Annotated in this window: 14 protein-coding genes; 6 read left to right on the top strand and 8 right to left on the bottom strand. The window is 48.3% G+C overall.

Features of this window, described 5'->3' with window-relative positions; translation table 11 throughout:
• Positions 1–31 precede the first annotated feature (31 nt).
• Positions 32–772, top strand: coding sequence for an MOSC domain-containing protein (locus WH95_RS02640; RefSeq protein WP_082113949.1), 741 nt, complete (start codon positions 32–34; stop codon positions 770–772).
• Positions 773–1,071: 299 nt separating this feature from the next.
• Here the strand turns inward: WH95_RS02640 and WH95_RS02635 are convergent, their stop codons facing one another.
• Complete coding sequence (locus tag WH95_RS02635) at positions 1,072–1,698, bottom strand: 2-hydroxychromene-2-carboxylate isomerase (RefSeq protein ID WP_046502598.1); 627 nt, start codon at positions 1,696–1,698, stop codon at positions 1,072–1,074.
• A gap of 317 nt (positions 1,699–2,015) precedes the next feature.
• On the opposite strand from WH95_RS02635, the gene WH95_RS02630 reads away from it, so the two are divergent.
• Together WH95_RS02630 and WH95_RS02625 are read left to right on the top strand one after the other, a co-directional pair.
• Complete coding sequence (locus WH95_RS02630; RefSeq protein WP_046502595.1) at positions 2,016–9,641, top strand: DUF5801 repeats-in-toxin domain-containing protein; 7,626 nt, start codon at positions 2,016–2,018, stop codon at positions 9,639–9,641.
• A gap of 506 nt (positions 9,642–10,147) precedes the next feature.
• On the top strand, positions 10,148–12,874 hold the full coding sequence (locus tag WH95_RS02625) for a type I secretion C-terminal target domain-containing protein (RefSeq protein WP_162199370.1): 2,727 nt from the start codon (positions 10,148–10,150) through the stop codon (positions 12,872–12,874).
• 193 nt (positions 12,875–13,067) lie between these two features.
• Here the strand turns inward: WH95_RS02625 and WH95_RS02620 are convergent, their stop codons facing one another.
• The 7 genes from WH95_RS02620 to WH95_RS02590 form a co-directional block, all read right to left on the bottom strand.
• Positions 13,068–13,571, bottom strand: coding sequence for an L-2-amino-thiazoline-4-carboxylic acid hydrolase (locus tag WH95_RS02620; RefSeq protein ID WP_046502591.1), 504 nt, complete (start codon positions 13,569–13,571; stop codon positions 13,068–13,070).
• Positions 13,558–15,018: an MFS transporter gene (locus WH95_RS02615; RefSeq protein ID WP_046502588.1), complete on the bottom strand. Its 1,461-nt coding sequence runs from the start codon at positions 15,016–15,018 to the stop codon at positions 13,558–13,560. Before WH95_RS02615 ends, WH95_RS02620 begins: the two co-directional genes overlap by 14 nt.
• Before the next feature lie 73 nt (positions 15,019–15,091).
• Entirely contained in the window at positions 15,092–16,729 is a 1,638-nt protein-coding gene (locus WH95_RS02610; RefSeq protein WP_046502586.1) for a GMC oxidoreductase, read from the bottom strand.
• Positions 16,729–17,205 (bottom strand): hypothetical protein, encoded by a 477-nt coding sequence (locus tag WH95_RS02605; protein WP_046502583.1) that lies wholly within the window; start codon positions 17,203–17,205, stop codon positions 16,729–16,731. The genes WH95_RS02610 and WH95_RS02605 overlap by 1 nt, the downstream gene beginning before the upstream one ends.
• Before the next feature lie 68 nt (positions 17,206–17,273).
• Positions 17,274–17,993: a phytochelatin synthase family protein gene (locus WH95_RS02600; protein WP_046502581.1), complete on the bottom strand. Its 720-nt coding sequence runs from the start codon at positions 17,991–17,993 to the stop codon at positions 17,274–17,276.
• Positions 17,990–18,334: a c-type cytochrome gene (locus WH95_RS02595; RefSeq protein WP_052741737.1), complete on the bottom strand. Its 345-nt coding sequence runs from the start codon at positions 18,332–18,334 to the stop codon at positions 17,990–17,992. Before WH95_RS02595 ends, WH95_RS02600 begins: the two co-directional genes overlap by 4 nt.
• Positions 18,335–18,362: 28 nt before the next feature.
• Complete coding sequence (locus tag WH95_RS02590; protein ID WP_046502578.1) at positions 18,363–19,898, bottom strand: multicopper oxidase family protein; 1,536 nt, start codon at positions 19,896–19,898, stop codon at positions 18,363–18,365.
• Between the two features lie 319 nt (positions 19,899–20,217).
• Here WH95_RS02590 and WH95_RS02585 point away from each other — a divergent pair, with 319 nt between their 5' ends.
• From WH95_RS02585 to WH95_RS02575, 3 genes are all read left to right on the top strand, one after another.
• Positions 20,218–20,790 carry a 2OG-Fe(II) oxygenase gene (locus WH95_RS02585; protein ID WP_052741736.1) on the top strand — a complete coding sequence of 191 codons (573 nt, stop codon included), beginning with the start codon at positions 20,218–20,220 and terminating at the stop codon, positions 20,788–20,790.
• 399 nt (positions 20,791–21,189) lie between these two features.
• Positions 21,190–22,263 carry a TIGR04552 family protein gene (locus WH95_RS02580; RefSeq protein WP_046502577.1) on the top strand — a complete coding sequence of 358 codons (1,074 nt, stop codon included), beginning with the start codon at positions 21,190–21,192 and terminating at the stop codon, positions 22,261–22,263.
• Between the two features lie 264 nt (positions 22,264–22,527).
• A complete protein-coding gene (locus WH95_RS02575) occupies positions 22,528–23,895 on the top strand; it encodes a tryptophanase (protein WP_046502574.1) in 1,368 nt (455 codons plus the stop codon).
• The last annotated feature ends 150 nt before the right edge of the window (positions 23,896–24,045 follow it).

The following is a 24,045-nucleotide window of genomic DNA, read 5'->3' as shown; positions in this document are numbered from 1 at the left end:
TTCGTTCTGTTCCCAAATTGAGACCCTGTTTATGACCACTCAAAGCTCCGAATCAAGTGCTACCCTAAACCCAAGCTCAAGCTCAAGTTATGTCATCGAGAGCCTTTTGATCGGGAAATCTGTTCCGTTTGGACCAAAGGGACAGCCTAGCGCAATAGCAAAAAATCTTGTATCCGGCCCTTTGAAAGTAACAAAACTGGGTTTTGTGGATGATGAACAGGCCGATCCACGACATCACGGTGGCCCGGAAAAGGCATTACATCACTATGCACAAGAACATTATAAGACATGGTCTGATGAATTTCCCAACATCAATGCTGACGCACTCAAGGTTGGCGGGTTTGGGGAAAATATCTCGACAACAGGTTTGCAAGAGCAAGATATTTGCATCGGGGATGTTTTCCTATTTGGTACAGCCGTTATTCAGGTTTCTCAGGGACGTCAACCTTGTTGGAAACTGAACGTACGCTTCTCTTACCCTAAAATGGCTGCGAGTGTCCAAAAATCGGGGCGAACGGGGTGGTACTATCGTGTCATTGAGAATGGCGTTGTTAATCAAGGGGATAAACTTACTTTAATTGAGCGTCCTCAACCTGATTGGAATTTAGCCCGTATTCAAAAGGTTCTTTATGTGGATACTCTTAATCGGAGAGATTTACAGTCTCTCGCATCCTTGGGCGAATTGGCTGAGAACTGGAAAGTGCTGGCGCAAAAGCGTTTGTCGCGTCTGGAAGTTGAAGATTGGAGCCGACGGTTAGAGACCCCGGATTAAAGGCGGGGATAAAAAACGGGGGATAAAAATCGTGGGATTAAAATCGGGGTGACGTAATTGAACCAGAGGTGTGTAATTGAGCTAGCTGAATTTGTTGGCATTCAATCCGGCGCCAGCCTTAACACTTTCGAGGACCCAGCCTAAACACTTTCGTGGACAATGAACGGACTATCAACAGCTCTGCTGTTCTGGTTGGTTGTTACGGTGGGTATTCTTTTCCGTGAGTTTCTCTCTCAGTTTATTGCCGCACAGCTAAGTACCCGTTATTTCCTTATTAGCTTTTGGGTTTATGTATGTGTTCACTCAGGCTGTATATGTTCGCTCAGGGCACGTTCGACGAAATCCAAACGATCCTGTCCGTAAAAGTTCTCGCCATTAACAAAGTAGGTAGGGGCGCCAATGACGCCTCGCATAACGGCTTCTCTGCAATTGCGATCCAACTCGGCCTGCACTGCGGGTGAAAGTGCTTCGTTAACAAGGCTTTGCAGGTTACTAAAGTCTGCGGCTTCGCACAGTTCGGTAATAACTTGCTGGTCCGCAATGTCGCGATCATCTCGCCAGAGAGCTTCCACAACCTTGAGGCTGAGTAAATCGAGATCGCCATTTTCCCCGCGTTCTTTCGCTCGTTGGGCAGCGATAACAATTCCAGAAGGTAACTCTACCGGGCCATCGTGATGGATGGGTTCGCGCTGGAGAGGAATGTCAAGATACCTCGCCCAGCGGAGGGCATCATTCATGGCATAGTTACGTAACATTGTTGGACGTTCATCAAAGGGGAGGCCGCCTATTGCAGGCATTGTTTTAGAGAGAATGATCGGGCGGTGCACAATTTTAAAGCCATACTTTTTTGCCAAGGCATTCAAGCGTGCCGCACCCAGATAGGTGTAGTTTGAGCGCGTGGAGTAATAGTAATCGATGGTACGCACGGTTTATGCTTTCCCCTGGCGATGGTTGTTATCCTGATAATCATGCGCCCTACAGCCAGTGATGGCAAGTTCGCTTCAGAGTTGTCGAATAAAAAGGATGCATGGGAATCATAGGGTGTAAAAGTTCAAAAACTTTCTCATAACCAAAAGATCATACATAATAATGTAGTTTTTGGCGTAAACGCGATTGCGATTACTTTCCTAATCTGTATAGTTGTTGCCAATAAATTTTAACAATTTTTTGTTTATAACAGACTGAACAGATCAAAAATCTGACAGTCTGTTTGTCAAAACTAGGATAAGGGGTCCTAAATATTATGACTGAAAGTTTCACGAATACAGGCGACGAAAACGTTTCAGGCGAAGAAGGGCAAGACCTTCTTGTTGGTCAGGCTGCTTCTGTTGTTGAAATTACAGCACCAACAGGTGGAGAAACCAAGACTGTTTCTCTGGAAAGAGGTCAGACAGCGAACCTGAATTTTGATGCAACGGCAGCAACCCCGGTACTGGAAGGGAACGACTTTGTTCTGACCTTTGACAGTAACGGTGACGGTAGCGCCGATAGCCGCATCGTTTTCCAGAACCTTGTTGAAGATGCCCAGGGCGAAGATGCCCCTGTTCTTGTTATCGGTGGTATTGAACTTCCTGCCGGACTTTTGATTGGTCAGGCACAGGCCCTTGTTGAGGGTGAAACCCTTGAAACTGCCGCTGGTGCAGGCGCTGGACCCCAAGGTGGTGGCGGTAGCACCTATGACGAAAATCTGGGTGACATTATCGATCTGCTCCAGGCGCAACAGGCGCTTGGCGGGACTGGCCTTGAGTTTGGCCTGCTGGCCAATGGTGATGAGATTACTGACCCGGCCGAAGGTACTTTTGATCTTTCGTTCCTGACCGTTACAACAGACATTCCAGATGATGGTGGTGAAGGCGGCGAAACATATGTTTCCGGATCTTTCTCTGGCGGTTTTGAAGATTGGCAGCCAAACCAGCATCTGGGGGATCAGGAAGAATTCCCGATGCAGGTCGAGTTCAACTTTACCCCTGCTGATAATGAAACGCTTGATTCCGTCGTTATTGAAGCTCTACCCGAAGGTGTAACACTTTATATCGGTGGGACAGATGATGCGGATATCTTCGCAGGTCCTTTCCCTGTAACTGTGTTGCCAGAAGACTTTGACAGTGTCTTTATCTTGCCACCGGCTGATTCAGATGCGGATATCACCGTCAATGCAACGGCGAATATTTCTGATCCTGATTCCGGTGAAAGTGCTTCTATCCCTGCGACCGCAGTTGCTGTTGTCGATGCAGCGGCTGATAAACCTGTCTTTAATGACGACGGCGGTCTGAATGGTGATGGTCTTGTTGATATGTATCTATTACAAGATCTGACCGGGTCTTTCAGTAACGACCTTGCCAATGTGCGAACTGCAATGTCGGGCCTAATTGGTAAAATTGATGGCGGGGAATTCTCTGCCGATGTTCGCCTTGGTGTGGGAAGCTTCAAAGATAAACCGCTTGATCCTTATGGCGATCCTTCGGATTATGTGTTCCAGAATGCCGAGAATGTAACGGATGATCTGGCCGCTGTTCAAAGCGCGGTTGATGGTTTTAGTGCTACGGGCGGTAATGATGGGCCTGAAGGTCAAATCGAAGCGCTTTTGAACTTGGCGCAGAACGCAAGTGATCTTGGATTCCGTAGTGGGGCGTCGAAATATGTCGTTTTGACAACCGACAACTCGTTCCACGAAGCAGGTGATGCCTCTGGTCTTGGTGCTAACGATGGTGATGGTGATCTGACGGCCGATCTGGATGAAGATTATCCGTCTCTGGCACAGTTAAAGGCAGCAATTGAGGCCTCAGGTATTATCCCTGTCTTTATGGCGACTTCAAATGTTGTATCAGAATATCAGGCACTGGTTGATTATTTGGGCGTTGGTGAAGTCCATGTACTGACCTCTGATAGCTCTAATTTGCTGGCGAACATCCTTGATGCTGGTAATGGCGCTTCCGAGCCTGAAAATAATGTTTATGACGAACAGGCCGAAGTTACTGTACCAGTAAACGTTACCTTTGGTGACTATACTGATGGTTCTGAAGTTCATACCATTGTGCTAAGCGGTATTCCATCTGACTGGATCCCGACTTTTGGGTATGATTTTACAGTTGATGGTCTTGCAGATGGGCAAAACCCCGGCGATATCGGGTTGAACACGACTTATAGCATTACAATTGATGTAACTGATCTGGATGATGTAGGTGGTCTGGTTGATATTGACCTGACCTTTAACCCTCAGGACTGGACGTCTTCACGCTGGAGCGATGGTTCTTCTCACGATGATGGTGATGTGACAATTGGCCTGAAAGCAATAGCAGAAGAGGTTAATCTTTCTGGTGACGAATTAACTGACCTGAACAACCGTGCAGAAACGGATGGCAGTCATACAATCCGGATTATTGAAGACATTCCTGAAGTTCAGGGCGTGACCTTTACACATGATGAAACCAAAGGTGTTGATGCCGGATCAGGTGATGTTGCCACATTGAATGCGGCTGTTGCTGCTGCATTGGTTGCAAGCACTGTTGGTGTACATGGTTCTGTTATTGGTCAGGCAGAAGCTGAAGTTGCATTTGATTTTAAAACTGATGGGCCAACAACACCAACCGATGCGTCTGATGTTGGTACGGAAAAGCTGCATTTTGCCGATTATGACAGCTTTGAAGTTCCGGGGATGACAGCTGGTGGGGAAGGCGACGAGAATTCTAGTCCAATCTTCCTGACCCGTGATGATACTAACCCTAATATCGTTTGGGGTCTGGATGATGAAGGCAATGCTGTTTTCTCTGTACATCTTGAACAGCCAACAACATCTTCCGGTACTGCGACAATGACTTTTGTTCAGTATCAGCAGATTAATCATAGTATCGATGGCGATAATTCTGCTGGCGAGCATGATGATGCATTGTCCTTTACTCTGGATTATGTCGCAATTGATGGCGAAGGTGACGTGAGTGATCCCGCTACTGCGACAATTACAGTTGAAGATGATGGTCCTTCGATTGAAGCTTCGTCAGCGACTATGGATGAAAGCGATGCGCTTTATGGTACTTATAGCCTGTTTGGTGCTGATGAAACTGTAACAATTGATGTTGCCAATGCGGGTCAGGATTCTGCCGGGTATCACAACACAATTGGTTACTATGTGTCCGATGCTGATGGTAATCCAATTGGTGGCGAAATCATTCAACCGGATGCGCATGATCTGACTTCGACCTCTATCACTTTTAACAAAGCTGATTACCCCGAGGGTGCGACTGTTGGTATCTTCCTGATCCCGAATGGCGACAATCAGAATACAGGCCTTGCGGCTGGCGATGATGTTACCTTCAAATTTGAAGGCGGCAAGTGGGTTGCCTATAAAGGGGCTGACGCGCTTTCAGGCAGTCAGGAACCTGCTTACTTCTCTAACTCTGGGTTGAACCCGGATGGTTCTACGCACGTTATTGATAACGGTTATCCCGGTAACCAGAACTGGGAAGACCTGCGTAATCCAAAAGGCGATGGCGATTATAACGATGTAAACCTTATCGTTAATGTCACAGGTGCCGACCCGGTTGATGGATGTGGTGTTGCCGTTGGTCAGATGACATTTGATGTTGGTACCGACGTGGTTGGTCACAGCTTTAGCGTTGAAGCACCTACTGGTGTGACATCAGCAACAGAAACAGTGACGACATCAACGTCGACTTCTGGGGATGGTCGCTTTATCACAATTGAAGCTGAGACCACAGGCGGTGATGCGGTTTATACCTTCGTATTTGATACCACAAACGGTAAATACGAATTCACCCAGTATCGCCAACTTGATCACGATCAGGATGGTTCTACACCTGCGGATCATGATGATCTGCTGGCGCTTGGCTTCACTGTAACATTGACCGATGGTGACGGTGACACCGCTTCTGCGGTTGCCACGATCAACATTGACGATGATGGTCCTTCTGCTCAGGCTGATGCGATCTATACTGATGAAACACCTGGTGTACAGGGTAATACAGATGAAATCTTTGTCAGTGATACGCCAAGCGATTTCCCTGATCTTGTTGATGGATATCCTCTTTCCATTGCTAAAGAGAGCCTTTCTTTTGATTTTGGTAAAGACAAAATTGGTGGAAAAGTTGATCTGACAAACGCAGACGGTAACGCTTACAACGGTGAGCTATCAGGTTTAAAGGATGCTGCGACAGATCAGGACATCAAGCTTTACAGCGAAGATGAAAATACGGTTGTTGGACGTTTGGATAGCGGCGAAATTGTTTTTGTGGCCTATATGTCGCATTCGACATCTTCTGAAAGTGCAGATTTGTATTTTGCTCAGTATCGTGGCATTGAGCACCCAAATACAGGGTCTCATGACGAAGACATCAACCTGAATACGCTGTTCTATACTGTGACGGATGGTGACGGTGATACGGCGACAGCAAATATTCGTGTGAATATTGATGATGATGGACCCGGCCTTGATAACGAGACAGCAAATCACCTTCGTGAGAGTGATCTTCACAGCAACGGTTCAGATAAAGTAACGGGTTACTTTAGCGGTTTTTATGGTGCTGATGGTGCTGGATCAATTGAAATTACAGACCTCAAGTTTGTCAAAGATCCAGACTATGCGGGCGGCGCAAAAGTACCGTTCACGTCTGGTGGCAAGGATATTGAGTTCGGTGATCCTGTTGCTGATGGTGACTTCATGGTTCTTACCGGTGTTGCCGCGATCGGACCTAATGGTTCGGAAATTCCGGTTATCACACTGAAGGTTGATAATAATGGATATTATGAAATTGTTCTTCATGAAGCCGTTGATCACCCTGATGCAAATCGCACAGGGATTAGCGATGAACTGGAGCCACATTTCGAGATCGTTATAACCGACGCCGATGGTGATACAGATACAGCGACCCTGAAATTCCACATCACAGATGATGGTGTGAAAGCTGTTGATGATACCAATGCCGCCGATGCGGTTCAGGAAGATAGCGATCTGGTTGCTGTTGGTAATGTTCTGACCAATGATGATCAGGGTGCTGATGGTGCCGTTGTTACAACAACATCAGAAATGGTTGGCACTTACGGGTCTGTGACGATCAATTCTGATGGTAGCTACACCTATACACTTAACAATGGTGCGGCGAACGTTCAGGCCCTGGCCGATGGTGAAACCGTTTACGATACCTTTACCTATCGTATGGAAGATGCCGATGGTGACAGTGATACTGCTGAGTTGAAAATCAAGATCACTGGTACAAATGATGCACCAGTTGCTGTTGATGACGGTGTTCTTCCCGCGGGTGTTCCGATTACTGGGACGGTTCCTGATTTTGAGCTGACAAAGGCCGATTCCGAGAAAACATTAGGCGTTAGCTTTGGTGCTCAGAACGCTGGTCGTCAGGTAACCATCACTTTTGATGCTGAAACTGGTGGAAGCTGGGATCCTTTTGGTGGTAATCAGGATACCTTCACCGTTGAGATCAATGGTGTTGAAGTTCTTGTCACTCATGATAAGGGGACAAACAGCTACAGCTTTGATGTTGTGACCAAAGATGATGGTGGGATTGAAATCAAGTTCTCTGGTGATATCACTGGTGGCGATGAAAGTCTGACAATTAGCAACCTGGTTGCCATAAGAGGGCCGGGGTGGCCTGATGGGTCTCTTACGACCGATGAAAATGCAACGCTTACCGTTGATGTTCTGGCAAATGATACAGATGTTGATAACGGTGATAACCCGTCAACATTCAGCCTAGATTCTGTCAGCTTTGCATCTGGCCTGCCTGCGGATCAGGGGGCTACTCCTGCTGACGTAACTGTTGTCGGTAATGAGCTTTTCTTTGAGCCGGGTACAGCGTTTGATTACCTTGCCGAAGGTGAAACCGCGACTGTTGTTGTTGATTACACAATGAGTGATGACAGTGGTGCATCCGCAAGCGCAACGGCAACAATTGTTGTGACAGGCTCTAACGATGCACCTGTTGCCGTTGATGATATTGTTCTGACAAATGTCCAGGGTGAAATTGATATCCCGGATTGGGCATTGCTCCAGAACGATACGGACGCTGAAGGCGATGCCTTGACTGTCGATGGTGTCAGCAACCCGGTTGACGGTACTGTTGCTCATGATGCGGGGAATGAGGTTGTTACCTTCACACTAGAAGGTGGCGATGTATCTTCACTTGGCTTTGGCTCTGGTTCCTTGAAAACGATTTCTGAAGGATCTGGTGATGGTTATGATTATAACTGGTTCATTGGTGACTGGGTTTCTGGGGTGAATAATAATGGTTTTGGTGCACTCGCGGTGGATCTACCACGTACAGAATGGGCACAGGATAATTCCGTTGGGAATGATATCGTTCATAAAATCCGCTTCGAAGGAAAACTGAAATCGGCGCGTGATTATGATGACTATGGTATCTTCGGTACTTACAATACTGTACGTAAGGATGCTGATGCTTTCAAAGTAACGCTTCTTGCCGGTGAAATTCTGTCTCTTAGTGTGCTTTCTTCAGAAGGTAACCCTGGCTTTAAACTCTATTCCTCATCAGGTGTTGAGCTGGATCCAGATTTCACAACGGGTAGTTATGAAAACACTTCCGGTGGTCAGATCGAGGTCTTTGTCAGAGTTGAAGACAATGCACCGATTGGAAGAGATCGCGATCGTGCGGACAATTACGAGGTTGAACTATCAATCGACAGTACGGCAATTGTTACGCCGGCTACGGAAGGTAGCTTTGATTACACGGCTGCTGACGGTATTGATAGTAATGACGCCAATGTTTCTGTCAAAGTACAGGAAGGCGATACTGTCACTGGCACTGATGCGGATGAAATTCTCATCGGTGGTGATGGAGACGATACTCTGATCGGTGGCTATGGGAACGATACGCTACTGGGTAATGGTGGCAATGATGTTCTGGTTGGTGACTTCGCCCAGACTTCGGGTCATTTGTCTGGCCTGACAGCTACGGGTGGTGATGATGTCATTCATGGTCATGCTGGTAACGATTTTGCCGTTGGTGATTTTGCCGTTCTAGAGAACACTAGGGATTTGGAAAATTCCAACCTGACTGGTGGTATGGACCGCATCTACGGTGGTGCCGATAATGATACTCTAATCGGTGATGTCTATGTCGAAGATGATATCGGCGCTGATTCGTCTTCTTCGGGTGGTAGCGTGACGATCACAGGTGGCGACGATTATCTTGATGGTGGTGCCGGAAACGATGAAATCGTCGGCGATGTCCGTAACGATGATGATATTGAAAGGTATGGCAGCCATACCCTTGTCGGTGGTGATGATACGCTGATTGGTGGCACGGGCGAAGATGAGCTTATTGGTGATTTCGAGATTCGTGATAACGTTGAAACTGGTCCGCAGACTTTAACTGGTGGTAATGATCAACTGGAAGGCGGTGCTGATAACGACGTTCTCATTGGGGATATGAAAATATCTGATGATGTCTATGGCGGTAACAGCGTGCTTACAGGTGGTGATGACACCCTTATCGGCGGTGCCGGTGATGATGTCATGACTGGTGATTTTGTTGTCGAAGGTGACGTTGATGGCTCAGCTGTTCTGACGGGTGGTAAAGATACTTTTGTATTCTCGCTCGCAGGGGCTGGGGATGGTGATGATACCATTACTGACTTTGAAAGCAGCCAAGATATCCTTCACTTCAGTGACGTCGTTGATACTGGTGCAGCTGGCTTGGATCTTGATGATCTGAATGCGATGGTTTCTGGTATTGTCAACAATGGTGATGGTAATGATGTTGTTGTGAACTTCCACAATGGCGCATCGATTACATTCCAGGGGCTAGGGTCATCTTCGACCATTGATAGCATCGATGATCTGGTTAATGATCCTGCGACTCAGATCGTTATTGATTGATAAACTCAATCTTTATTGAGAAATGAAAAGGGCGCTCTTTGATATAAAGAGCGCCCTTTTGTTTTATCCTGTTACACAATGCTATTTTAAAAAGATGCTTGATAAGGAGCCAGTTGTTTAAAGCCAAATAAGGTGCCAGCACGAAGCCCAAAATGGGTAGGTAGTTGAGAGATTTTATCCTTATTTAGTTCAAAAAAAACACATCAAAATTAAAGGTCAATTTGTTATAAATTTAAATGATTTTTAATGAATATTTTAATCGTATTTATATCTAATTTTATCTATATGCCGTTTTTTCATAACTATATAAAATTAAAGATAAAAATAGCATAATTGTTACGAATATATCATACGTATTGATGTAGTTTTTTAGGATATTTTTCTACTTAAAACTTGCCATTTCAGTTAAGGTATATGTGTGCAAAAAAGCTTTTGTTTCTGTGCCTGCTTTGCCGGGCTACTGAGGACAAGGGCTGTGGATATAAATTTAGTTGATGGTGAATGTGTTGACCCAAGTTGCAAGCGATGTGATCTCGAACCAATCTACTGATGGTGTCTCTGGTGAAAGCGGGCAAGAGCAGCTCGTTGGACAGGCGGCAACTGTCATCGATGTGACTGCCCCGAATGAGGGCGAGACATCGACGATTGCGCTTGGTAAGGGGCAGACAGCCAACCTCAACTTTGATGCTTCGGGTGCCACCCCGGTTATTGAAGGCAATAACTTTGTTTTGACCTTTGATAATAATGGCGATGGTTCATCCGACAGTCGGATTGTTTTTGAAAACCTGGTTGATGCATCCCAGGGCGCTGATGCGCCCGTTCTCATTATCGGTGGTGTTGAACTGTCCGCGGGTCTTTTGATCGGTCAGGCACAGGCATTGAGCGCAGGGGAAACCCTGGAAACAGCGGCGGGTGCAGGTGCTGGTCCGCAAGGTGGCGGCGGTAGCCAGTATGATGATGAAACGGGTAATCTTGTCGATCTGTTGGATGCGCAAGATACACTGGGACGCACAGAGCTTAATTTTAACCTGCTGGACGATGGCGACGAAGAAACCCTGGCTGAACTGAACGGTGTGCCGGTGAACAATGGTGCGGCGCCTGTTAATGTCGAGGTACATGAAGATGCCCTGAAAGGGGCCAATGCTGAATCCGGTCAGGATCAGACAACAGAGATTACCATTACCTCTGAAGCCTTGGCGACAACGGTAGATGCCGGAACCGATGGTCTGGGTGGATTTGATTTCAACGAAGATATCGCTGGTCCGGTTGGCGTAACGTCCCAGGGCGAAGCCGTAAGCTATAAAGTTATTACAGATGGTTCAGGTACCGTTATTGCCGTTCAGGGTGTTGCCGGGTCTGGTGACGGGGAACGTGTTGTTTTTGAGCTGACCAAAGACGGTGATGATTTTAACTTTGTCCTTAAAGATCAGATTGATCATACACCAAACGACCCTGCCAATGATGACGGTCAGTCACTTGATCTGGATATTTCCGGTGCGTTCAAGGCTTTTGATACCGATGGTGACGAGGTTGTCCTTGAAACGGCGGTTACGGTTACAATCGAAGATGATGTTCCCGTTGCTGTTGCCGATAGCGAAACCTTGGCGGGTACAGGTACAAATACCACTGTGACCGGCAATGTGCTTGATAACGACGGTGTTGGAGCGGACGGCGGTTCGGTTACATCTGTTACCTTTGAAGGTAAAGAGCATGCAGTTGCCCCGGACGGTGTGACAGAGATTGTTGGCGCAAACGGTACCTTGCAGATTTCTGCGGATGGGGCATACACCTATACGGCGACAGGGTATCAGGCTGGTGGTGATTTTTCTGTTGGCCGTTCCGGTACGGGTGGCCGCAGCAGTGATTGGGGTGATGTCAAGCTCTATGCCTATGGCATGACCGATACCCCAGACTTTGACGCCTTGGCGAACACAGGTGCAAATGTAACATTCAGCAGCCGTGGTATTGGCGTGTCGGGCGGATCGCCTGCACCAAAGCAGATCAACCATGACGCGGAAACCGGGCAGAGTGAAAAGCTGGTTATTGACCTACAGGCTGATGCGACCTCTGCCACTGTCAAGGTTTCGAACCTCTACAAAACAGAGAGTAAGGGCGAACAGGGGCAATGGACAGCCTATGATTCCGATGGCAACAAAGTTGCGTCCGGCATTCTGAATGATCCGACAATTGATTATAACGGCAGTAATGTGGGCACCGCGACAATCGATACCGGGGGCGTAAAGTTCCAATATCTGGTGTTTGATGCGATTGACTATGCTGATGGAGGAAGCAGAAAGGGTGATTCATCTGATTACTTTGTGCGTCAGGTCAGCTTTACAACCGAAGAACAGGGTGCGGGAACGGATGTCTTTACCTATGAAGTTACCGATGGTGACGGGGATACAACATCCAGCACCTTAAGTTTGACGGTCGATGGTGCCAATGCTGACTATTCAACAGCAACTGCGGGTATTCAGGCATTTCTGGATTATGACGGTGGCCCCGTTGGTGGTGCCAATGCTCCTTCGGGCGGTGCCAATAATGCTGAAATCAAAGGTAAAGTCGGACTGTCTAAAGAACTGGTCAGTGATGACAGCCTCGAAGGTGTTGATAACCTGATCGCGACAAATTTTGGTGATTATGTCTATGGTAGTGCCGCGGATAACGAAGTTTCCCTTGGGGGTGGCAATGATACCTTTGATGATCGTTACAATGGGTCTGGTAATGACACCGTTGATGGTGGTGCTGGGAACGACAGAATGTGGACAGGCGACGGCGATGATACGCTGATCGGTGGTATTGGTAACGATATTCTTTCTGGCGAAAGCGGTGATGACCTTTTGATTGGTGGTGCGGGCGATGACACGCTGAACGGTGGATCAGGCGCAGACACCTATCAGTTCTCTGGCGCAGATGCTGGCGATACAGATACCATTGTCGGCTTTAATGTCGGACAGGGTGATGTTCTGGATCTTAGCGAACTATTGACCGATGATGGATCATTGGCAGCTGCAAGCGATAATTCTGAACTGGCTGCTGCGCTGGATGATTATCTGAATGTGTCAACCAATGGTTCGGATACAACCATTACCGTTGATAGCAATGGTGCGCTACCGGGTGGCGATAGCGTTACAATCGAACTGGATAACGTGAACCTGCTCAGTGGTGGTACGTCTGAACTGGATGCAATCAAGTCATTGTTGGATTCAGATAGTCTGGATGTATTGGGATAACAGCACGCGGACTATTTTTTACATCGCTGATAAATAAAGCCCCTGAAGCAAAGGAAACCCGTGCGGGACCTATCGCTTCAGGGGTTATTTTATTTGGGGGGCTATTTTTATCTGACCGGGGGGCTGTTTATTGGGCCGAGGCCTTGATTATTGAAGGTGTGTTGGCTCCGGTGGCCCCTGATTTTTATCTGTTTTAATCGTTATCTTTTTCATGATCTGGGCAGTAGCGATAGCGAAAATCGCAATGGCTTGCGCCTTCCATAATGGTTTGGGTACGCGCTAACTTAATTTTGGGGTCATAGCCTGTGCAAAAGGTTCCATCCCGGCTACAGGACAGAATGTGACCAATCTCGCCCAGTCCCATTTCTCTGTACATTTCTGCAAAACGACAGCGCGTTACGTTGTAATCCACATGTTTCTCGTTTTCTTGCAGAATATCAATTTCCAGTGCGCCATTGGCCATCCATTGGGGGAGAAGCGCATGAAAGCTCAGAAGCGACGTGGTTTGTGTCGTGGCATTCTCTTGGGCTTCTGCATAGGCTTTGCCGTGCGAGATCGCATTCTTGACAATGGCATTCTTTAAAATTGCCTTTGCCCGCTCAACCCCGACTTCGGCAACCATTTCATCATATATGGGCTTGATGATATTTGCCTCTATCCGGCGTTGTTCCAGAATTGGTAAATCAGTTTTGCTCATGTGCTGCTCTGCGTACCTGTTTGTGTTTTAGATAGAGCCCTTCGATACAGGGGATCAAGGCGATCAGGATGGCAATGATCTGTGCGTAGAAGATAACGCGATAGGCTTCGACTTCCTGAAGGCCATAAAGCTTGGCACCCTGATACACGATTTCAAGGATCTCCAACCCGAACTCTGTCCCGAACATAATGACCAATGCAGGCAGTAGGGCCATAACGGGATTACCGCGGCATTCAGCCATCACCACGCCGACGATAACAGTGGTGACCAGTCCCATGCCAGCCTGGGCAACCATTTTCGAAGTGTAGAAAAAGGATGCATCGACGGGCAGATCGGGGTAGCGAATAAAACCGAGTGACCCGATGAGCAAGAGCAGAATTCCCGAGAGTAACAACAGGGGCATTAAACGTGGCCAGCGCACAAAAAGAGCACCACCGAGCGCGACAGCTGCAATCTGGGACGCCGCGCCTAAAGAAGCACGATCCTCGATCAGGCTCGGGGCGCAGAGGTGTCGAATAAGATACGCGCCATCAAAGAACCCCGTGGAGGGTACTTCTAAAATAAAAAGGCCAATCAGCAGGAAAGTTGCTGTGGGTGGAAGACCCTTTTTTACGGTTTCTATATTTCCATTTTTAAGTATTTCTTCCTGCCGCTTTTTCTTTAGATAAAACCCGGCAATCAAGGCGATAACAAAGAAAGCGCCCATAAAGGAAAGGCTGGTGGCAGAGATCACACCCGACAGAGAGTTGGATAAGGTCCAGGCTTCAAAGGCCGCGATAGTTATGATGATAAAGCCAATGGTCTGCCAGTCTATCTTTTCACTTGATAACGTTTCCCCACCTGTCGATGGAGCGGACGGTGTCTTCAACACCGTACGGGTCAGAAAAAGGTAGAATAGGGGAAAGATCGCAAAGATCAGGAAGTAATTCCCGGTGCCAATATCCAGAGCGACGTATTTTACCAGTTGGGGCGTAATCAAAAAGGCGACGGGTTGCGCAGATGTCCAGACAGTGGTCAGAAAAACCCGTTCGCGTTCATTCTCTACATCATTAATGGCTAGCTGTGCGATGGGGGCAAAGAAGGAAATAAAGAACCCACCAAGGGCAAAGGTGATGATAACCATCAACTCACGCACAAAAAGTGCGGGGCCCACGGTCATGGTCAGGCCGAGTGCGGCGTAACATCCCGCGGCCACCAAGGCAGAGATTGATGCGATTTTGTGTGCCCGTTGACGGGTAAGTAAGAAAGGGGCAACGGCCAATGCCATGACAGAGCTGCCGATCAACAACTCGACCAAAATCTGGGTTTTGTCGACAGAGATATTCAGGAAACTTGCAAACTCGCCCTCGGAAACAAAAACGGTAGAGGTAACAACCGATTTCAATGCGTTTCCGAGGAAGACAAAAGAGAGAATTGCCAGACTGACAACGCCAAATAGCTTGTTCATTGAGTTTAAACCTTGTTCATTGAGCAAGTACCAGACTTGTCCAGCAATTGTTTTTTATTAATCACGAGGGTCATTATGGCATTTCGGCCAGTTTCTTTTCCATGTGTCCCGCTGCACGAATGGCAAGGGCTGCAATGGTCAAAGACGGGGCGTTAACCGGGGTTGTCACATGACTGCTGGATCCGATGATGTAAAGGTTGTCGTGATCGTGTGCAACCAGATCGGCATTGACGACAGAGGTTTTGATATCGGCCCCCATACGTGTCGTGCCGCCGATAATGGCATTGGACAGGTAAGGGTCGTTGTGTTTGACCTCTGTCGCGCCCATATTCTTGAAAACTTCCAGATTTATGTCCAGACCGACCTTGAGGCCCTGTTTGGTATAGTCATCCATCTTGAAGGTAATCTTGGGTTTGGGGATGCCAGCGGTGTCCATTTGGTCGGAAAGTTCCAGCCGATTATTTCGATCCGGCAAGACCTCTGCCGAGGAATTGAGACGCAAGTGACGGGAAACTTTCTCGTTAATCTGTTTTGAAAGCTCTGCCCCGACAACACCCTGGTCAATAAGATCGTGCGCCATGTTGATGGCATCGCTGTTCCCAGACCAGCCGTTGTTCATAAAGGACGTTCCGATGGCGGCCATTTTGCTTCGGAATTCACCATCCCGGCGTTCGACCAGACCCGATGTCTGCTGCGGTCCACGATAGGGGAAGACAGGGTCCGGGGTGAAACCGGTGGTATCCTGATTGGCCTGTGTCAGAAGATAACGCCCGACAGAATCAGACGAATTTGCAACGCCTTTACTTGCTGTTTCCTGTTTGGAGTTGAGAAGAAGTCTGGGGTTTTCAATGGCATGACCACAAAGCGCAAAGGCCTTGCCGCCAACCCAGAAGGTTGATCCATCCGGTTTTTGGACTTTGACACGGGTGATCTTCTGGTTTTTATCAACTTCCATAAAGGTCACAAGGGCGTTTACCTCGACCCGTGCACCTTCTTCCTCGGCCTTCTGTGCATCAACAGAGGCATCGTATTTGGCTCCGATAGGGCAGATTGGCACACAGGTATTGTTCCCACAGCAAACCGGACGATTGTCATAGATAACCGAATTACGGGCATGAGAGAAGATCGCCGAGTGCAGTCCCATCTTGGTCAGAGCTTTGGTGACCTGTTTATCCAGATAGGTCTCGGGGATTGGCGGCATCTGATAAGGTGTCTTTCGCGGTGCACCCCAGACGTGGTTCGGGTCACCAGCTACTCCCCAGCGTTTCTCTGCGATTTCATAGAATGGTTCCAGAAGCTCATAGTCAATGGGCCAGTCTTCGGCCACACCATAGAGGCTCTTCATGCGGAAATCTGCCGGACGCAAGCGGTCTGCAAAACCTGTCCAATGCCACGTTGTACCGCCAAAAATACGCAAATAGGCCCCGATAAAGAGGTTTTCTTTCAACGTATCTTTGTCTTGTACATAAAAGTCTGCGTACTTGTTGTCTTCCGGGTGGGGGGCAGAAGGAATACTTGGGTAGGGAGCCTGAGGCCCCTTGACCGGGTTTTCATAGAAAACCTTGAGGAAATCGCCACGTGGACGTCTGTCCCCGGCTTCCAAAATCAGGACATCGATATCTTTTTCGCGTAGAGATCTGGCAAGGTGTGCCCCGGCCATGCCAGCCCCGATGATAACGACATCGGCATTCATTTTATTTTCGTCAGCCATTACATCTCTCTCCCTTTAAGGGGGCCGTGCGTCCAGTGCCCGAACTTGGGGCCGCCGCAAATACCCGGGGCCTTGGCAAAGGCAAGGGATGACCAGGCCAGTGACCAGGGGTAGTAAGGGACAGTTGTCGTGCTGTTGCCTTTCTCGTCTGTGCGGGTGATTTCCCCTGTATAGAGAACCCGGGCAATCAGCTTTGTTTGGTCTTTGAAATCATCGCTGGCATCTGTCAGGGCCTCGGTAATCGAGCGTCCGTCAACCAGCTGAATAAAGGTGTTCATGGCATCCTGTCCATAGACGGTCAGGAACTCGGTCTCGACCGCACGGACCATGTGATTGGGGATATCAACCACACCACCGATCTGGCGAACTGCTTCGCTAAATACCCGCGAACCCGACCCCAGGCTCAAGGCCTGTGCCTGTCCTGCCAAGGGGATCAGCGCAGCAGAGGCAAGCAAAGAGCGTCTGCTTAGTTTCATCTTCAATTCTCCTGACGGCCTCTATAAAGGCTTTGTTTTTTTATACGGCTCTTGGCGATCCGGTGGATCTATTGGCTAACGATGACGGCACCACGGGCTCTGTTTGATGTGGAATCCTTGTCCATCATCGCACCGTATAGCTCTGCAATGGTGAGCCAAACAGGGGGGTATTTGTAACGGGCGACATCCAGAACCAGAACGCGGTCCGTATCGGCATCATAAGCTGCGACAGGAGAGATATGGCCGCCACCGATTTGTCCGATTGGCTTTCGCGAATAGTTTGCTACAAAGCGCTTGTTAGGATCTGCAAGGGTTTTGGTAATGGTTTCACGCAGCCAGTTTTCATCGAAATCATCCGCGTGTTTAAATTCTGCTTTCGCTCCCAGATTGATGAAGAACTGGGCCAGTTGTGGCAATTCCAGACCTTCGTGCTCGACCATGGCATAGGATTTCACCTTCTGGTTTTCCGGGGTGAAGATTGATACCTGGGTAAAAAGCGGCCAAGGGTAAAGCTCTGGCGGTTGCGGGCGCTCAATATCCAGTGAATTCATGACCCCGGCGATAGACGCCGGACCACAGAAGGTCAGAATATGTTCGCTTTCCAGATAGCTCGCCAGCTTCAGATAATCCGTTGAAATTTCGGCATCACGGAACAGCTGCTCTCCCTCGGGTGAGGTCAGATAGATGTTGTTATCGACCTTGGCAGTACTGTCAGCCTGTACGATACCGGTCAGAGACAGAGTAACAAGTGTTGCTACGGCAACTGTGTTTAATAGGAACTTTCTCATTTCTGTTCTCCAAACCATTTTGCGAGTTCTTCAATATCTTTATCGGTGAGGTCTTTGACCATTTCCTGCATCACGAGGGCTTGGCCGCCTGTGCGCTGTCCGTTTTTGTAATGGCGCAGGGCATTTGCCAGATAGATCGGTTGTTGCCCGGCGATGATGGGCACATCAGCCAGTGCCGGGCGACCATCCTCTCCGTGACAGGAAAGGCATTGCGAGCCTGATGCCGGGATCGGGTTCGGTGTGGGAGAGGACGCAGCTGTATCTGCTATTGCATTGTTTCCAAGGAATATGCCACCAACCAAAAGGGCACTGGTGGCGTAAATTGTGGATAATTTCGTCATATTCAGTAATCCAGTTCGTTGCGCGGGTCTAAGCTTCGATATTCACATTAATCATCATGCCCGTATCCTCGTGGGGGAGAATATGACAATGCATGACATAGCGGCCCGAGAAATCCAGAAAACGGGTTCGAAAGGTCACAGACCCTGCGGCAGGGACACCTATGGTATCCATCCACGGTTTATCAGGATCAGGGACACCATTGATGGATCGAACCTGAAAAGGGTTCACATGGATGTGGATCGGGTGCGGGAAAGGTGTTGTATTGATCAGGGTCCATTCCTCGACGGCGCCAACCTTGGAAACCACATCGTCACGCTTGGGATCAAATGGTTCGCCGTTGATGGTAAAGAGCGTATCGTGGAAGAAGCCCTTTACATCTTCGACGCCCAGAACAATCTTGCGATGCCCTGTCAGTTCGTCGTCTGTTATATCTGTCAATATCCGGTTTTTAGGCAGGTCGCCTTGTGGAATAGCCCGGCCAAAAGGAATACCCACCGGAACACGTGGGTCATCTTTGGGGATGACAAAGATATTGGCGAGATGCACAGGGGGCAAAGATGCTTTCCCCTGATCAAAAAATGGACGGCGCAGTAGGTAGGCACCTGGTTTTACACCCTTGACCAGGACATCAACACGATTGCCGGGGGCAAGGTGAATTTCTTCCCGGCGCTGAGCCTTGGGCAAAGGGTTGCCATCGCGGCCTATTTCGTAAATTTCCAAACCGTCGATCTTGAAGGGGAAGAACTGGGCATCACCTGCGTGCAGAATGCGCCAGCGCTGGACTTCGCCCTCGCGGATATAAATTCGGGGCTTGTATTCGCCATTGACCAGAAAGTCGCGTTCTGCATCAAGTGGCCAGATCGGGTCTTCGGCATCCAGTATGCCATCAACACCGGGGATCGGCGCCTGAATAACCAGAACGCGTTCCACGGCTTCTTTAATTTCCGGCACGTCATCCAGTGTACCCGTGATCACGGCCATGCCTGCGGCACCGGATGCAACCTGTGCCGATACAGATCCGTGGCGGTGGGGGTGGTACCAGTAACTGCCCGCCGGATGGTCATCGGGAACTTCGACCACATAGTTAAACTTTTGCCCCGGCTCGATGTTCAGATAGACGTTATCACTGTTGCCCTTTGGGCTGACATGAAAGCCGTGGTAGTGCATGTTTGTGGTGTTGAAGTGATTTGGAATGTTCACTTCGGTGGGCTGATCCGGGGTGTTTTCCGGCATGCGATTTTCAAACGCGAGCTCGAGAGTATCACCGGGATCAATCCGCAAGGTGGGGCCGGGCAGGCTGTTATTCAAATTCCGCAACAGCGCCGTGCCACTGGGCAGTTCAACCTTGTTATAGCTCATATAGATCTCTGCGCGGAGTTGACCGTCCACAGATCGTAATTCCGGTGGGTTGCGCAGATCGTCGGAAATGCCCAGCGGTGATGTACTGTTGAGGACTTCCTGTGCGTAACTGAAACCGCTGTCGGTGATACCTTTGAGTACGATACCACCAGCTGAAAGGGCGGCAGCCCCTTTCAAAAACGTTCGCCGTTCTATTTTTTTCATTATGACTCCCCTGACGACATCATATTGAGGCGAAAAATACTAATGTGTCGTTAACGCGTGCAGCATATCACAAGTCTGCCACAATCGCTTTCCGTCGTTATTATTTTTATATTCTTATATTTGAAACTACTTTGTATTTTATAATTATAAGTTGTTACAGATTTAGCCTAGAACCCTGAAATAGATCGTTATTTTTTTATAGAGAATGCACGGAGCAGTTAAAATATACAATTGTTTTTTAAAATTTTTCTCTTGTATTTTATAGCCAAAATACCCACAACTGGATTGTGCATATTTTAAATTGTGAGCTACCGTTACCATGAAGATGACCCGTCCCTGTGTGAGGGAAAAAGTACTGTCCCCCGGGGAGTGTCAGCAGCTGATTGATCTGTTTGAAGGCTCACCCGATGTGGCTGATGCCAAGCTGGCGGGCGGGGTCAAAAGCTCGCTTCGTGAATGCAGCTATTTGTGGCTGGATGATACCAATGAAACATCATGGCTTTTTAAAAAACTTGCCGGGCTGGTGTCTCGGGTCAATCAGGATTGGTTTCAGTTTGATCTGGAAGACTTTAAAGAGGGGCTCCAGCTGATCAGATATGATGCCCCCGAAGACCCCAAGGCACCTGCGGGACATTATGGTGCGCATATGGATATTGGTGCCTCTGGTTCAACGGTTAGCCGCAAGTTGTCTATTTCGATCCAGTTGAGCCATGGCGCAAGCTACAATGGCGGAGAACTGAGCGTTGATAACGAGGGCAAGAACTGGTCAGCTCCGAAAGATCAGGGAACGGCTGTAATTTTCTCTAGCTTTCTTCAACATCAGGTGCGCCCGGTGACAAAGGGGACACGCTATGCCTTGGTGGCGTGGGTACATGGGCCAGCCTTTAGGTAGTCGGCCTTTAGATAGCCAGCCTCTCTATCTTTAATCTTTGAAAATTTGATTGTTCGATTTCTGGCGGGATTGCTCACAGAGTTTTGATCCGAACCTTGCTTGAAGAAAGTTTCTTCTAAACCAGATAGATTAACAGATATGTCAAAGGTCATAACCGGACGTTTAATCTTATGCCTCTTCATTGGCGGGGCAGTTGAAGGAAATCATTTCGAGGAAATCTTGCAAGATGGTTTTATTCTGACAGGCAAACTTAATCATTATTTAGCTTTCATTTGCCAGAGTACTGGCTAGAGCATATCCGCATGTAAGCATCTGTATTTTGAATACTAGCTTGCCTGTATCGTCAGTTTGTTTTGCCCCACCCGTCCTTACCCGGTTTGATATTGGGGTAAGATACAAATGGGAAATACTGATTTAATGAACGAAGAGCTAAAACTATGGGCTGGCGCATCGTTAAAGACGGTGCTGAATGGTCAGTCTATTATTGATTCCCCGCGTTTACAGGTCACATCTTTGGAAGAGGCTGAGGCCTTTCTGGAATGTTACGGTTATGATTACAATCAACTGGAAGATCGCCAGGAAATTGAATCTATTCGTCTGGAAGCGATCGATTTTATCGAAGATATTTTGCTGAAAGATGGCGAGGAAATCTTGCCGGAAGTACGTAATCAGGAAAATATCCTGCATTTGCTTATGTGGGTATCTGAGCCTGAGGCAACCCCGCGGTCACGGTGGAGCTGTGCCCTGTTACGTGTGATGCACACCTATGCCCACTGTGGATCCTTTTTTAATGAAAATTATCACGGGCAAATTCAAGATCAGATTTTCAGCCGTTTTGAACAGCATATTCGCTATACATCCAATGGCATCTTTATTGGGGATATCGAGCTTGTTTCCTATGAAAGTCGTGCGTCCAAATCCCGCAAGTCAGCGGTGCTCAAGCTGTTGCACAAGGCTGAAAATGTAGCTGCGGATATTTTTGACTGGATCGGTATTCGGATGGTGACCCGCTATCCGCTGGATGCCTTGCGTGTCCTTTGTTATCTGCGGAACCAGAATGTCGTGATGTTCGCCAATATCAAACCATCCCGTTCCCGTAACAGTTTGATAGATGTGGATTGGGTCGAAGAACGCTGGAAAGGTATAGAGGATCTGGCACAGGTCAGTGCGGATTTGCAGGAAATGCAATACCCAAAAGAAGTGGGACGTATGAGCGATAATGTCTTTAGTGGTGACAGCTATCGTGCCCTGCAGTTTACCTGTCGCCAGCGGATTAAGCTGAGGGACGCAGATGGAAGCCCGCGCCGTTTTTATTTTCCCTATGAAATCCAGATCCAGGACGAAGAAAGCTATCAAGCCAATCGCAATGGCGAAGCATCGCACGAACAATACAAACAGCGCCAGATCAGATCAGCCCGACATCGCGTTCTGGGCCCTCTCTGTCGGAGAATTAATTATGATGTCGCCACGTAATATTCTGATGTTTTGATTATATTTTAGTGTTTTGTATCTGGATGTACGGATTTTTGGGGGCAATAAAACCTGATTTAAATATGACTTCCCCCTTGCAAGGGTTTTGCGAACTCGCTAATTTTATTGGGTATGAATTTGGGCGCTGAGCGCGGCAGGCTGATGAGCAGCAGGCAACCGCGGCGCTTTGCCCCGATTGGAATACGGTCTTTACCTTCTTTAATGGAGTAAGGCATCTAAAAGGGGCGAAAGCGGAGAACCCTTTTGATGAAGACCATAATTGAACCTTTTCGTATTAAATCTGTTGAACCCATTCGCATGACTACGCCACAAGAGCGGCGGGATCTCTTGAAGCGGGCAGACTATAATCTTTTCAAGCTACATTCTGATGATGTGTTGATTGACTTGTTGACCGACAGTGGTACGTCGGCCATGTCAGCACAACAGTGGTCAGCCTTAATGGCCGGGGACGAATGCTATGCGGGGTCTCCATCGTTTTATCGGTTTGAAGCTGCGGTGCGGGATTTGATGGATTTCAAACACATTATTCCGACGCACCAGGGGCGTGCTGCCGAAGCTATCCTGTTCTCTATTTTGGGGGGCGAGGGGAAGTACATTCCATCCAATACCCACTTTGATACCACACGGGGAAACATTGAAAACAGCGGGGCCGAGGCCACTGACCTTGTCATTGAAGAGGGCAAAGACCCGGCGTTGATCCATCCCTTTAAGGGCAATATGGATCTGGATAAACTGGAAAGCTATCTGGGTGAATATGGTGATAAGGTACCGTGCGTGATGCTGACCATCACCAATAACGCCGGGGGTGGACAACCTGTGTCACTGGAAAATATTCGCGGGACTGCGGCACTGGCCAAACGTTTTGGCAAACCCTTTATCATTGATGGCTGTCGCTTTGCCGAAAATGCCTGGTTTATTCAACAGCGTGAAGCGGGACAAGGTGATCGGACCATCAAGGAAATTGTCCGGGATTGTTTTGCGCTGGCGGATGGTATGACCATGTCAGCAAAGAAGGATGCTTTTGCCAACATCGGTGGCTGGCTTGCGCTTAACGATGATGAGTTGGCAGAGAAATGTCGAGCGCGTTTGATCATGACCGAAGGTTTCCCTACCTATGGCGGTCTTGCAGGACGAGATCTGGATGCCATTGCACAGGGGCTGACCGAGATCGTTGACGAGAACTATTTACGCTATCGTATCCGCACCAACGAATATATTGGTGAGCGATTGGATGCATTGGGTGTGCCTGTGGTAAAACCTGCGGGTGGACATGCGGTCTTTGTTGATGCCCGGCGCTGGTTATCCCATATTGCACCGTTGCAATATCCCGGACAGGCTGTTGCCTGTGCGCTTTATGAACTGGGTGGTATCAGGGGATGCGAAATCGGCACGGTGATGTTTGGACGTGCACCGGACGGATCGGAAAAGCCCGCGGCCATGGATCTGGTGCGTCTGGCAATCCCGCGGCGGGTTTATACACAATCACACGCGGACTATATGGTCGAGGTTTTTGAAGAGCTGTCTGCCATCAAAGATAGCTTGCCGGGTTACCGTATTACCCAGGAGCCAAAAATGCTGCGCCACTTTACCGCCAGTTTTGAGCCGCTTCAGTGATATCGTGACAATAGAATTATAGCAGTTGTTTATCCAGGAAACTTTTAGTCCGGAAGAGATACGATCACTGTCTTTTTCGGGTCTTTTCCGGGCTGTAAGGAACGAACCTGGCGTTCTAAAATAGAATTTCGAACGCCAGAAATGGTAACT

Source organism: Kiloniella litopenaei (genome assembly GCF_000982415.1).
Lineage (GTDB): Bacteria > Pseudomonadota > Alphaproteobacteria > Kiloniellales > Kiloniellaceae > Kiloniella > Kiloniella litopenaei.
Note: the sequence above shows the minus strand (reverse complement) of the source record. Positions and strands in the feature narration are given on the sequence as shown.

Coding starts and splice junctions, on each gene's coding strand:
- WH95_RS02640 (WP_082113949.1), top strand. CDS start 32: ATGACCACTCAAAGCTCCGAATCAAGTGCTACCCTAAACCCAAGCTCA.
- WH95_RS02630 (WP_046502595.1), top strand. CDS start 2,016: ATGACTGAAAGTTTCACGAATACAGGCGACGAAAACGTTTCAGGCGAA.
- WH95_RS02620 (WP_046502591.1), bottom strand. CDS start 13,571: ATGAGCAAAACTGATTTACCAATTCTGGAACAACGCCGGATAGAGGCA.
- WH95_RS02615 (WP_046502588.1), bottom strand. CDS start 15,018: ATGAACAAGCTATTTGGCGTTGTCAGTCTGGCAATTCTCTCTTTTGTC.
- WH95_RS02610 (WP_046502586.1), bottom strand. CDS start 16,729: ATGGCTGACGAAAATAAAATGAATGCCGATGTCGTTATCATCGGGGCT.
- WH95_RS02605 (WP_046502583.1), bottom strand. CDS start 17,205: ATGAAACTAAGCAGACGCTCTTTGCTTGCCTCTGCTGCGCTGATCCCC.
- WH95_RS02600 (WP_046502581.1), bottom strand. CDS start 17,993: ATGAGAAAGTTCCTATTAAACACAGTTGCCGTAGCAACACTTGTTACT.
- WH95_RS02595 (WP_052741737.1), bottom strand. CDS start 18,334: ATGACGAAATTATCCACAATTTACGCCACCAGTGCCCTTTTGGTTGGT.
- WH95_RS02590 (WP_046502578.1), bottom strand. CDS start 19,898: ATGAAAAAAATAGAACGGCGAACGTTTTTGAAAGGGGCTGCCGCCCTT.
- WH95_RS02585 (WP_052741736.1), top strand. CDS start 20,218: ATGAAGATGACCCGTCCCTGTGTGAGGGAAAAAGTACTGTCCCCCGGG.
- WH95_RS02580 (WP_046502577.1), top strand. CDS start 21,190: ATGGGAAATACTGATTTAATGAACGAAGAGCTAAAACTATGGGCTGGC.
- WH95_RS02575 (WP_046502574.1), top strand. CDS start 22,528: ATGAAGACCATAATTGAACCTTTTCGTATTAAATCTGTTGAACCCATT.